The 11316-nt window shown below is 43.3% G+C and carries 13 protein-coding genes and 5 tRNA genes; 3 read left to right on the forward strand and 15 right to left on the reverse strand.

The genetic code is table 11. The features are described from left to right. The 10 genes from D8785_RS09560 to rlmD form a co-directional block, all read right to left on the reverse strand. Positions 1 to 296: AAA family ATPase (locus D8785_RS09560; RefSeq protein WP_142999351.1), on the reverse strand; the 296-nt coding region annotated here is incomplete at its 3' end. Between the two features lie 117 nt (positions 297 to 413). Continuing rightward, a complete protein-coding gene (locus D8785_RS09565; protein WP_125375247.1) occupies positions 414 to 3065 on the reverse strand; it encodes a valine--tRNA ligase in 2652 nt (883 codons plus the stop codon). Between the two features lie 13 nt (positions 3066 to 3078). Next, positions 3079 to 3258 (reverse strand): hypothetical protein, encoded by a 180-nt coding sequence (locus tag D8785_RS09570; RefSeq protein ID WP_125375248.1) that lies wholly within the window; start codon positions 3256 to 3258, stop codon positions 3079 to 3081. A 429-nt stretch (positions 3259 to 3687) separates the two neighbouring features. Further along, positions 3688 to 4248: a GNAT family N-acetyltransferase gene (locus D8785_RS09580; protein WP_125375250.1), complete on the reverse strand. Its 561-nt coding sequence runs from the start codon at positions 4246 to 4248 to the stop codon at positions 3688 to 3690. A 258-nt stretch (positions 4249 to 4506) separates the two neighbouring features. Next, positions 4507 to 4854, reverse strand: a complete 348-nt coding sequence (locus D8785_RS09585) for a helix-hairpin-helix domain-containing protein (RefSeq protein ID WP_125375251.1) — start codon at positions 4852 to 4854, stop codon at positions 4507 to 4509. Positions 4855 to 5035: 181 nt separating this feature from the next. After that, positions 5036 to 5290: a DUF1912 family protein gene (locus D8785_RS09590; RefSeq protein WP_123159991.1), complete on the reverse strand. Its 255-nt coding sequence runs from the start codon at positions 5288 to 5290 to the stop codon at positions 5036 to 5038. 2 nt (positions 5291 to 5292) lie between these two features. Continuing rightward, the gene (locus D8785_RS09595) at positions 5293 to 6639 is read right to left on the reverse strand and encodes a DUF438 domain-containing protein (protein WP_125375252.1); all 1347 of its coding nucleotides are present in this window, start codon (positions 6637 to 6639) and stop codon (positions 5293 to 5295) included. Then, entirely contained in the window at positions 6639 to 6872 is a 234-nt protein-coding gene (locus tag D8785_RS09600; RefSeq protein ID WP_006596822.1) for a DUF1858 domain-containing protein, read from the reverse strand. Before D8785_RS09600 ends, D8785_RS09595 begins: the two co-directional genes overlap by 1 nt. A gap of 43 nt (positions 6873 to 6915) precedes the next feature. After that, on the reverse strand, positions 6916 to 7368 hold the full coding sequence (locus D8785_RS09605) for a cytidine deaminase family protein (protein WP_023022383.1): 453 nt from the start codon (positions 7366 to 7368) through the stop codon (positions 6916 to 6918). A 17-nt stretch (positions 7369 to 7385) separates the two neighbouring features. Then, complete coding sequence (gene rlmD / locus D8785_RS09610) at positions 7386 to 8741, reverse strand: 23S rRNA (uracil(1939)-C(5))-methyltransferase RlmD (protein WP_125375253.1); 1356 nt, start codon at positions 8739 to 8741, stop codon at positions 7386 to 7388. A 158-nt stretch (positions 8742 to 8899) separates the two neighbouring features. On the opposite strand from rlmD, the gene recX reads away from it, so the two are divergent. The 3 genes from recX to D8785_RS09625 all read left to right on the forward strand — a co-directional run bounded on the left by recX (position 8900) and on the right by D8785_RS09625 (position 10714). Next, complete coding sequence (recX, locus tag D8785_RS09615) at positions 8900 to 9676, forward strand: recombination regulator RecX (RefSeq protein ID WP_125375254.1); 777 nt, start codon at positions 8900 to 8902, stop codon at positions 9674 to 9676. 87 nt (positions 9677 to 9763) lie between these two features. Continuing rightward, entirely contained in the window at positions 9764 to 10297 is a 534-nt protein-coding gene (gene ntdP / locus D8785_RS09620) for a nucleoside tri-diphosphate phosphatase (RefSeq protein WP_048715843.1), read from the forward strand. A 99-nt stretch (positions 10298 to 10396) separates the two neighbouring features. Then, positions 10397 to 10714 carry a DUF960 domain-containing protein gene (locus D8785_RS09625; RefSeq protein ID WP_125375255.1) on the forward strand — a complete coding sequence of 106 codons (318 nt, stop codon included), beginning with the start codon at positions 10397 to 10399 and terminating at the stop codon, positions 10712 to 10714. Positions 10715 to 10775: 61 nt separating this feature from the next. Here D8785_RS09625 and D8785_RS09630 read toward each other — a convergent pair. The 5 genes from D8785_RS09630 to D8785_RS09650 all read right to left on the reverse strand — a co-directional run bounded on the left by D8785_RS09630 (position 10776) and on the right by D8785_RS09650 (position 11239). Continuing rightward, a tRNA-Pro gene (locus D8785_RS09630) sits at positions 10776 to 10849 on the reverse strand. Positions 10850 to 10868: 19 nt separating this feature from the next. Beyond that, positions 10869 to 10942, reverse strand: a tRNA-Arg gene (locus tag D8785_RS09635). Between the two features lie 36 nt (positions 10943 to 10978). Continuing rightward, positions 10979 to 11052: transfer RNA gene (locus D8785_RS09640), tRNA-Arg, on the reverse strand. 22 nt (positions 11053 to 11074) lie between these two features. Then, positions 11075 to 11160, reverse strand: a tRNA-Leu gene (locus tag D8785_RS09645). Between the two features lie 7 nt (positions 11161 to 11167). Beyond that, positions 11168 to 11239, reverse strand: a tRNA-Gly gene (locus tag D8785_RS09650). Positions 11240 to 11316: the final 77 nt, after the last annotated feature.

Genomic DNA, 11316 nt, shown 5'->3' on the forward strand with positions numbered 1-11316 from the left:
ATCAATGAGTCATTATCTGTATTGATTACTTTTAAATAAGATGTATAGTCGTCATATTCTTCCTCCTCAGGAATTGTAAAAAAATCGGAAAATTCCGGATGGAAATTTCCTCCGGTATATCTTCTATGTGTTATACCGAATGTCGAAGCAATTAGTGATAAGACATTAGATTTACCAACACCATTTTGCCCTGCAAAAACGGTTATTTTTTTACCTAATTGGATAGCTTTTTCTGCCTCCAAATTCTCAAATTTTCTAAATTTATGAATGGCTAAGACATCTGCATAAAATCTCATTTTTAATACCTCGTTTATTTCACTATTTTAATATATAGCACTTTAATTATATCAAAATAATACAAAAAAAGCAGATCCTGATATTAGCCTATTAATCAGAATCTGCTTAATGTTAATTTATTTCACCAACTTCTTCATCTCATCAATACGCGCAACGGTCGCGTCGTATTTGGCTTGGTAGTCGGCTTGTTTGTCGCGTTCTTTTTGGACGACTTCTGGTTTGGCGTTGGCTACGAAGCGTTCGTTAGAGAGCTTCTTACCAACCATATCCAGTTCTTTTTGCCATTTAGCTAGTTCCTTGTCGAGACGAGCCAGTTCTTCTTCGACATTGAGGAGGTCTGCCAGTGGCAGGTAGATTTCTGCTCCTGTGATGACGCTTGACATAGCAAGTTCAGGTGCAGGGATGGTTGATGCGATTTCCAAGTGCTCTGGATTTGTGAAGCGTTTGATGTAGTTGACATTGCTGTTAAAGAAGGTTTCCAAGTCGCTATCGCTGGTCTTCACAAGGATGGTGATTGGCTTGCTTGGTGCTACGTTTACTTCGGCACGCGCATTACGAACAGCACGGATCAAGTCTTTGAGGCTTTCCACACCAGTGTGGGCAGCAAGGTCTTCAAAGGCTGGGGTAACAGTTGGGTATTCTGCTGTAACGATAGAGCCTTCTGAGATTTGCCCAAAGATTTCCTCTGTCACGAATGGCATGATTGGGTGAAGGAGACGAAGGATCTTGTCCAAAGTATAAAGGAGAACAGAACGTGTGATGACTTTCTCTTCTTCGTTATCGCTATAAAGGACTTCCTTGGTCAACTCAACATACCAGTCCGCAAACTCGTCCCAGATGAAGTTGTAGAGGATGTGCCCAGCCACACCAAACTCAAATTTATCAAAGTTTTCAGTAACTTTTCCGATGGTTTCATTGAGGTTGTGGAGAATCCAGCGGTCTGTGACATTGCCAGCTTCCTTGTTGACAACTTTTTCCACATTGGCAGTAGCTTGCTCAAGGGTCAAACCTTCATTGTTCATGAGGATGTAGCGAGAGATGTTCCAGATCTTGTTAATGAAGTTCCATGAAGCATCCATTTTCTCGTAAGAGAAGCGCACGTCTTGGCCTGGTGCAGAACCGTTTGAAAGGAACCAACGAAGGCTATCTGTTCCGTACTTATCAATAACATCCATTGGATCAATCCCGTTACCGAGAGATTTCGACATCTTGCGTCCTTGCTCATCACGAATGAGACCATGAATCAAGGCATTTTTGAATGGCGACTTGCCAGTAAATTCCAAACCTTGGAAAATCATCCGAGACACCCAGAACGGAATAATATCATAACCAGTCACCAAAGTTGATGTTGGATAATAACGTTTAAAGTCTTCTGAGTCGACATCCGGCCAGCCCATGGTAGAGAATGGCCAAAGAGCCGAACTGAACCACGTATCCAAGACGTCTTCGTCCTGAGTCCAACCGTCACCTTCTGGAGCTTCTTCGCCGACATATATTTCACCCTCAGCATTGTACCAAGCAGGGATTTGGTGCCCCCACCAGAGCTGACGAGAGATTACCCAGTCGTGGACATTTTCCATCCATTGGAGGAAGGTATCGTTGAAACGAGGTGGGTAAAATTCTACCTTGTCCTCTGTGTCTTGGTTGGCAATAGCATTTTTCGCCAATTGGTCCATCTTAACGAACCATTGTGTAGACAAGCGTGGTTCAACCACAACACCTGTACGCTCTGAGTGACCAACGCTGTGGACACGTTTTTCGATTTTGACCAGAGCACCGATTTCTTCCAACTTAGCAACGACTGCCTTACGAGCTTCAAAACGGTCCATGCCTGCAAATTCGAAGGCCAAGTCGTTCATAGTTCCGTCGTCGTTCATGACATTAACTTGTGGCAAGTTATGGCGTTGACCAACCAAGAAGTCGTTTGGATCGTGAGCAGGTGTGATTTTCACGACACCAGTACCAAATTCAGGGTCTGCGTGCTCATCCCCAACGATTGGGATGAGTTTATTAGCGATTGGAAGGATGACGTTTTTACCGATCAAGTCCTTGTAGCGTGGATCTTCTGGATTGACCGCAACCGCAACGTCCCCAAACATAGTCTCAGGACGAGTGGTCGCCACTTCAAGGGCGCGTGAACCGTCTTCCAGCATGTAGTTCATGTGGTAGAAGGCACCTTCGACGTCCTTGTGGATCACCTCGATATCAGAAAGGGCTGTGCGAGCTGCTGGGTCCCAGTTGATGATAAACTCACCGCGGTAGATCCAGCCTTTCTTGTAAAGGTCCACAAAGACCTTGCGAACAGCTTTTGACAAACCTTCGTCAAGAGTGAAACGCTCACGAGAGTAGTCTACAGAGAGACCCATCTTGCCCCATTGTTCCTTGATGGTAGTGGCATACTCGTCTTTCCATTCCCAGACTTTCTCGAGGAATTTTTCACGACCCAGGTCGTAACGGCTAATGCCCTCACCACGCAAACGCTCCTCAACCTTAGCCTGAGTCGCGATACCCGCGTGGTCCATACCAGGAAGCCAAAGTGTATCAAAACCTTGCATGCGTTTTTGACGGATGATGATATCTTGCAAAGTTGTATCCCAAGCGTGACCAAGGTGAAGTTTACCTGTAACGTTTGGTGGTGGAATCACGATCGAATAAGGCTTCGCCTTTTGATCTCCTGAAGGCTTGAAAACATCAGCGTCAAGCCATTTTTGGTAACGACCAGCCTCAACCTCGGCTGGATTGTATTTAGGTGAAAGTTCTTTAGACATGTGTGTGTCCTTTCTAGTTATTTCTAATCTTTTCTTCTATAACTTTATCAACTACCTTAGTTACTAAAGTCTCGATCATCAATTTCATTTGTTTTTTAAATTCTTCACTTTTCAGAAAGTCTGTTATCAAGTCTAAAATAAACTTAATAACGGCTTTTCCTCCTTTAACAGCTAAATCCCCAACATTTGCCATTTTATACTCCTTTTTTTAGCTCACGAATAATCTTTTTCAGATATTTGTTTTTTGTTNTTTTTTCCAAAAAATCATAAGCACTTTGTTTCAAATCATCTTTTTCAATATCGGGATTAAGTTCAGTCTCGACTTTTAAAGCATGGTATAATGCTTTTGGTTTCAAATCAATACTTTTTTGAAATTCAACTAATTGTAATTTCACTTCGTTATCTATTTTTTCTTGTAATTGGGGTGTTATTAGATCAGCAGGTAATATTTCTTTGTACTTATTTATTCCTTCAGATAAGTTAGTTTCAAAACGAACTAATTCTTTCTCCTGTTGATTTTCTACTTCCTTAATAATTAAATCCAAACTTTCATTTTCCATTTTGTACCTCAATACTTTATAAATTATTTATACTTTACAATTTTTTTGGTATCTCTACTTAGTTATTTTTCCACCCACTCGCTCCTCAGCAAGCCATATATCAGACTGTCACAGCGGTTCCCTTGGGCATCTTTGCGATCCCTTATGCGAGCTTCAAGAGTAAAGCCAAGCTTCTCGGCGACTCGTTGACTTTGGACATTGGAGCCAAAGCAAGACAATTCTATCTTGTGAAGCCCCAATTCTTGAAAGCCTAGGTCAATCAAGGCTCGTGCCGCTTCTGGCACATATCCTCGCCCCCAATAGTCTGGGTGCAAGATATAGCCAATCTCCAGTACATCGTCTTCGTAGCGATGGGGGAAATCGACAGAACCAATGATTGTATCGGTTCCTTTAACGATAATTCCGTAGCCTGCTGGGAGATTATCCTTTTGATTACGCTCGGGAAGGATATGTTCTAGGTAATAAATCTCATCTTCCAAGGTCTTGACGGGTGGAAAGCCTGCTGGGTAAGAGACTTCTGGACAACTGGCATAGTCAAAGATATCCTCAGCATCCGCCACGGTACGGACGCGCAAGACAAGTCGCTTCGTCTCGATTCGTTCAGGTAACTCTGCTCTTGTCATCTTCCTCCCTCACTTTCTACAAAAAAATCGCCCCTGCCATCAATCTGACAGGGACGAATATGTTTATCCGCGGTACCACCCAATTTCGGGCAACGCCCGCATCTTTGTTTATTTCATTTTCTTCCATTAGCAACCAGTTTTGACACATTTGTGGACTTCTCAGCACCGCCACTTTCTGTAAAATGTGGGATTCAAAACACCTCTAACAGCTTCATTTTATCAAGTTTTCCTGGAAATAGCAAGAAATCACAAAAGCAATTATTTGAACTTGACTCCAAGCTCTTGCAATTTTTTGATGGTTGCTGGGCCGATTCCTTTAAGGGCCAACAACTCTTTTTCTGTCCAGTTTGCGAAGTCCGCAACAGAGCGAATACCTTCATCATAGAATGTTTGCGCACGATCAAGGGCTACACCTTCCAAGCTTGCAGCGAATTCTTCCACTGAAGAAGCTACTTGTGTCACTTCTTTCGCCACAGCTTTTACTGCTTTCTCAACATTTTTAGGTGCCTCTTTAACAGCTGCTCCTACAGTTGCGACAGCTTTTTTCAAAAGATGTCTATTTTGATGTTTGTATTGTTTCGCACGGTTAACGTTCTTCTTTGCCATTTTCCCTCCTACGTATCCAGTGATCAATCCCTAAGGCAACAAGGTTTCATCACCAATATTACTTTCAATAATTCGTTGATGTCTGTTCAACTTTTTTATTGTAACACAATCCCTCGAAAAATCAAGTCATTGCACTATTTTAAACCAAATCCAGCTAGTCAAAAGCCTTTACAGAGAGCCTTTAATAGGTTCTCTCTCCAAACAAGCCATCTGGAAGATCATGGAAACCTTTCCCTGCGTGGTAGTTGGCAAACTTCCCTTGAAGGAATTGATAAGCATCCAAGCGACTCTCATAGCGGATCATAGCTTCCTTGGCCCGCTCGTCCTGATCCTCTTCATAGACCTTCTTGCTTTCTGTCAGGGCCATTTCATTGATCATGACCTGGGTCTTGATCCAAGCCTCAAATTCTTTCATAAATTCTTTTTCGTAGCTCATTCTTACTCCAATCCTCTATAAAATTCACTATCGATCTCCCGATAGGGTTGGATATCCTGGACATATTCCAAGACACCTTGAAATTCTCCCGCTTCATCGCGCACTGCTGCATAGGTAACATGGACAAATTTCCCACGTGATTCTGATTTGAACCACATTTCGTACTTGTCTTTTTTCCCATCTCGAAGTCCCTGCATGATTGCTTTGACCTTCTCCAAGTATTTCGGAGGGTGACACAATTCGACATTGCGTCCTACCTGCGACGGTGTCCGTTTGAAAATCATCTCCTCAAAAGGCGCTGCATCATTGTAATATTGGAAAATATCATCCTTATTAACAAAGGTGATCTCCATCGGTAGATGGTTCAAGATCAAGTTAGCCTGCTCCACAGAGAGGAAGCCATGGCCAAAAGCTTGTGGTTGCTGGCGGTCGAAGCTCTCTTCTTTTTTCTTAGGCGTGAAGGTAATGGTCAGTTGTCCCTCAGGAGTCTCAATGACCTGTCGCTGCTCGCTTCCATTTGAAGAAGGAAGGACTTCACCTGAACCTTCGGTCTCAATTGCTCCTTCTTCCTTAAAGTCCACACGTTTCGGCACCCATTTCTCACTCGGAATGATGATGGCATAACCATAAGCATCACTTTCTTCCGCGATAGAGAGCCAATCGTCTTGGCTAAAGGCCTCTAATAAAATCATCAAGAGGATGGACTCTTCCTTGAAGATCATAGCCTCAAACTCTTGCGCAAAGGCTTCAAAGCGTTCCTTGACTTCTGAGATAGGAGAATCAGGCAGCCCTTTAGCCGCATCTAGGGCTTTTGCAAAGAGTTCTCGAATCTGGTCATCTACTCCCCACATGACTTTGGGAGGGGAATCATGTCCATAGCGTTCCATAATAGGAAACATCAACTCTTCCTTCCGGCGGTAATGGCGATCAAATTGACCCACCAAGCCCAACTGACGCAACAAGCCTTTGTGAATCTCCTGGATCATCTCAGGATCCTCTGTCGTCTCATAATTATCCAGCAAACGACGGACCCGCATCATAGCCGCCCGAAGGGCCAGGTTCTCCTGTTTAAAGATCTGAACCGGATGGCCTGGATGGTCAGTATCTGCTACTTCAACCCCTTGTACAGCGTTCTTAAAGAGATTGGCATGGACATCACAAAGCTCCATGACATCCTCAAAGGTAATGCCTGCATCAGAGTTCATTAGCTCATGCTCCATGAGGGAAATCTCAATCGCAGACACCCCGCTAAAGGTCGCATCAAAGCGCTCTTGGACCGACTCAGGAGAGGCTCCATGATGAAGGTCTAATAAGATGTCTCTCAAGACATGAATTCGTTCATCGCTCATTAGTCTAGCCCCACTACTTCATAGCCATTGGCCTCTAATGTTCGCACAATCTTTTCCATGGGAGTTCCCTCTAATTTTGATCCTTGTTTCAAAGAAACCTTGCGCCCAACTGTATTGCGCATGATCGGATTGGCTAAGGGTTTAAAGCCCAATTCCACCAACAAATCCAATACTTCTGGATGTTGGTCAATGACTTGAGCCACTGGAATCGATACATCAATTTTATTGTCCATCTCTCACTCTCACATTTCTTCTCTCATCTTAGCTCCTGGGAAACTAAGACTCCTCCTGGGGAAGCTCCTCAGCCCTCTGATTGGCCCGTTCTTCTCCCCACCAAAAAGGCATCAACTCTCCCAGAGTAATAGTCTTTCGACTCTCATAATCGACCATAAACTCCAACTGGCTATTGGCTGGATCAAGTTCCATTAAGAACTCTCGACAAGCCCCACAAGGCATTCCAGAGCCGCCGCCATAAGGTGGTCGATCTCGGAAGGCTAAAATTCGTTTCACCTTGGTTTGACCAGATGCTTGGTACATATTAAAGAGAGCCGCTCGTTCTGCACACAAATGGAAGACTCCACAGGTCCCTTCCATACAAAAGCCTGTATAGATTTGCCCATCCTCTGCCTCAATAGCCGCAACCACGTGTTGCGCATAGACAAAATCAGATACTTCATGGGGACGATAGAGGGCTTTGGCCTTTTCATACATGATTTCCCAAATATCCATTGTTGATTCCTGTTCTATTAAGCTTTCTTGACTAACTTCACCACAGCCTCTGTCCGAGCTGTATGGGGAAACATATCCACAGACTGGATGTAGACGACATCATAGACCTTGGTCAAGTCCACGAGATCCCGCGCCAGGGTGGAAACATTACAAGAAACATAGACCATCTTTTGAGGAGCATAGCGCAACAAGGTATCAATCAATTGAACCCCAAGTCCTGTCCGTGGTGGGTCCACAATGACTGCATCTGCTCGATAGCCTTCTTTGTACCAACGAGGGATGATTTCCTCAGCCGTCCCAGCTTCATAGTGGGTGTTATCAAATCCCATCTGCTTCGCATTGTATTTGGCATCCTCAATCGCTTCAGGGATAATATCCATCCCCCGTACACTCTTGACCTTGTCCGCAAAGGCGAAACCAATGGTCCCAACCCCGCAGTAGGCATCAATCAAATGATCCTCTGGTGATACATCTAAGGCCTTCACAGCCTCACTATAGAGGACTTCGGTTTGTTCAGGATTTAACTGGTAAAAGGCCCGCGGAGACAAGGAAAATTCATAATCCAAGACCCCTTCTCGAATGGTCTCCTGTCCCCAAATAATCTGTGTCTTCTCCCCATAGATCTCACTGGATTTGGAGGTATTCAGATTGACTGCCACCGTCACAATTTCAGGGTATTTTTCTACCAAATCCGCAACCAAGTCTGTTAAATTGAGTTGCCGACTCGTCACCACGATCATTTGGACCTGTCCAGTCTTACGAGCTCGACGCACCATGATGGTTCGAACTCCTAATTGCTTTCGATCATCTGAAATCGGAATCTGGTAGTAGGTCAATAGCTCCGCTACGTGATTAGCGATTTCCTGAATGACCGGATCCTGGATCAGACAGTCCCTTAATTCCACCAAATAATGAGAATTTTGAGCGTATAAACCAGCCTTGACCTTCCCCTTAAATTTACGCGTCTGAAATTGAAGTTTGGCCCGATAATACTGCGGTTTTTCCATCCCAAGCGTCGGATGAATCAGATAATTTTCATAGCCGGTAGGAGCATATTTTTTCAAGGCCTGCTGCAACAAGTCCGTTTTGAACTCCAACTGCTTACTATACTTCAGATGCATGATCTGGCAGCCCCCACAGGTCTCGTAAATATCACAGGTTGGCGTTACCCGATACTTGGAAGCCTTGTTGACGGACAAGAGCTTGGCTTCTGTAAAATTCTTCCGAATCGCCGTAATTTGGCAAAAGACATCTTCACCCTTTAAAGCCCCAGGCACAAAGACCAAGGTCTTCTTGTAAAAGCCAATCCCTTCACCATTAATTCCCATTCGCTTGATTTTCAAAGGAATTCTTTGTTTAACTTTTAAATCCATATGTCTATTATACCATGTAGTTTCTCATTCGTTTAGAATATGATAGAATTGAAAAGAAAAACAAGGAATCAGGGACCATTTCTCAAAAGGACTACGAATAATATAAAGAGAAAGACTGATCATTTACCATAATAAAACTCAAACGAAATAGGGAACCTATGAAAATTACCAAATTAGAAAAGAAAAAGCGTCTCTACCTTCTAGAGCTGGATCAAGCCGAATCCCTCTACATTACTGAAGACACCATCGTCCGCTTCATGCTCTCGCGAGACAAGGAAATAAGCCAGGAAGAACTCAAGGAAATCCAAAGCTATGCCCAGATCTCCCATGCTAAAAACTTGGCCCTCTATCACCTTTCCTTTAAGGCACGAACAGCTCGCGAAGTTAGAGACTACTTAATCAAGCACGAAATCGACGAATCTACCATCGAAACCGTCATTAACACCCTAAAAGAAGACAAATGGATCGATGACTTGGCCTATACTCGGGCTATCTTTCAATCCAATCACCTCTCAGGAGACAAGGGCCCCTATCTCCTCAAGCAAAAGCTCATTCAAAAAGGTGTCTCTTCCCACTATATCGACCAAATCACCTCAGAATTTGATTTCTCCGAAGTGGCTCAACGAACTGCTCAGAAACTAGCCAAGCAATACGTTAAGAAACTTCCACCAAGAGCCTTAAAAGATAAAATCACACAAACTCTTATCAATAAAGGCTTTAGTTATGAAGTTGCCAAGCAAACCTATCACCAATTAGATATCGAACCAGACGAGGAACAAACTCTTGACCTGATTATGAAGGAACTAGAAAAACAGCACCAGAAATACTCCCGAAAATACGAGGGCTACGAGCTTAAACAACGCCTCACTCAAGCCCTTACGCGCAAGGGATACGACTACTCAGACATTTCTACAGCACTTCGCGAATTCCTTTAAATAAAAAATCACATGAAAATCCCTTATTTTCATGAAAATATGATACAATATAGAGGATGTACTTAGATTGTAGAAAGTTGGTAAGTTATGAAACTACCTAAAGAAGGCGACTTTATTACAATTCAAAGTTATAAACATGATGGAAGTCTCCACCGAACCTGGCGGGACACCATGGTACTAAAAACTACGGAAAACGCACTTATCGGCGTCAATGATCATACTCTCGTTACAGAGAGCGATGGTAGAAGATGGATTACAAGAGAGCCAGCAATCGTCTACTTTCATAAGAAGTACTGGTTCAATATCATCGCCATGATCCGGGATAATGAAGTATCCTACTATTGTAATCTAGCCAGTCCATTTTATATGGATCAAGAGGCACTAAAGTATATTGATTATGATCTTGATGTCAAGGTGTTTCCTGGTGGTGATAAGAAACTGCTGGACGTAGAAGAATACGAACAGCACAAACGCAAAATGAACTATTCAGACGACATTGACTTTATCCTAAAAGAAAATGTCAAAATCCTTGTAGACTGGATCAACAATCAATTAGGTCCTTTCTCTGAAGAATACATTAAAATTTGGTACAACCGTTATGTTGAACTGCGAAATAAATAAAGTTGAAAAGAGCGAAAGCTCTTTTTTTCGAACGTAACACTTGCAATATCCAAGCAAAACAAGTACTATGTACTTAATAAAAAGAGGAAGGGAGACACTATGGCATTTACAAATACAAGAGGCCGCTACGCTAGTTTTGGAGTGATGACCAGTTTACCAGATGATATTATAGATAGTTTCTGGTATGTCATTGACAACTACCTCAAACATGTCTATCCCTTAAACCCCGTTTTAAAATTTGAACTCATTAATCGAAAAGGAAAAACAACTTTACAGTTCAGTCAAAAAGACTTCCCTTTAGAAATCGCAGTTGATTTTCTAATTCCCTTCGACCCCTATTATCCGAGACAAGTCCGAATTGTTGATAACAAGGGAAGAGAAACTATTATGCTGATTGATGAATACCAGCTCCTATAAAAAAAGGCCACACGGCCTTTTTTTTACAAAACAAAAAAGGTCATAGGACCTTTCTACATTATCGGGAAGACAGGATTCGAACCTGCGACACCTTGGTCCCAAACCAAGTACTCTACCAAGCTGAGCTACTTCCCGAACTAAAGCTTACGCTTTATGCACCCTAGAGGAGTCGAACCTCTAACCGCCTGATTCGTAGTCAGGTACTCTATCCAGTTGAGCTAAGGGTGCTCGTTATTATTCAATTCTTACATAGTCTTGCGACCATGCACCCTAGAGGAGTCGAACCTCTAACCGCCTGATTCGTAGTCAGGTACTCTATCCAGTTGAGCTAAGGGTGCTTCTTCTCCAACCTAAAGTCTATGCCGAGGACCGGAATCGAACCGGTACGATCGTTACCAATCGCAGGATTTTAAGTCCTGTGCGTCTGCCAGTTCCGCCACCCCGGCCTCCTCAAGCGAACGACGGGATTCGAACCCGCGACCCCCACCTTGGCAAGGTGGTGTTCTACCACTGAACTACGTTCGCATCTGTTTCTTTATATAAAAAAATGCCGGCTACATGACTTGAACACGCGACCCTCTGATTACAAATCAGATGCTCTA

This window comes from Streptococcus australis, assembly GCF_003943615.1.
Lineage (GTDB): Bacteria > Bacillota > Bacilli > Lactobacillales > Streptococcaceae > Streptococcus > Streptococcus australis_C.

Coding starts and splice junctions, on each gene's coding strand:
- D8785_RS09565 (WP_125375247.1), bottom strand. CDS start 3,065: ATGTCTAAAGAACTTTCACCTAAATACAATCCAGCCGAGGTTGAGGCT.
- D8785_RS09570 (WP_125375248.1), bottom strand. CDS start 3,258: ATGGCAAATGTTGGGGATTTAGCTGTTAAAGGAGGAAAAGCCGTTATT.
- D8785_RS09580 (WP_125375250.1), bottom strand. CDS start 4,248: ATGACAAGAGCAGAGTTACCTGAACGAATCGAGACGAAGCGACTTGTC.
- D8785_RS09585 (WP_125375251.1), bottom strand. CDS start 4,854: ATGGCAAAGAAGAACGTTAACCGTGCGAAACAATACAAACATCAAAAT.
- D8785_RS09590 (WP_123159991.1), bottom strand. CDS start 5,290: ATGAGCTACGAAAAAGAATTTATGAAAGAATTTGAGGCTTGGATCAAG.
- D8785_RS09595 (WP_125375252.1), bottom strand. CDS start 6,639: ATGAGCGATGAACGAATTCATGTCTTGAGAGACATCTTATTAGACCTT.
- D8785_RS09600 (WP_006596822.1), bottom strand. CDS start 6,872: ATGGACAATAAAATTGATGTATCGATTCCAGTGGCTCAAGTCATTGAC.
- D8785_RS09605 (WP_023022383.1), bottom strand. CDS start 7,368: ATGGATATTTGGGAAATCATGTATGAAAAGGCCAAAGCCCTCTATCGT.
- rlmD (WP_125375253.1), bottom strand. CDS start 8,741: ATGGATTTAAAAGTTAAACAAAGAATTCCTTTGAAAATCAAGCGAATG.
- recX (WP_125375254.1), top strand. CDS start 8,900: ATGAAAATTACCAAATTAGAAAAGAAAAAGCGTCTCTACCTTCTAGAG.
- ntdP (WP_048715843.1), top strand. CDS start 9,764: ATGAAACTACCTAAAGAAGGCGACTTTATTACAATTCAAAGTTATAAA.
- D8785_RS09625 (WP_125375255.1), top strand. CDS start 10,397: ATGGCATTTACAAATACAAGAGGCCGCTACGCTAGTTTTGGAGTGATG.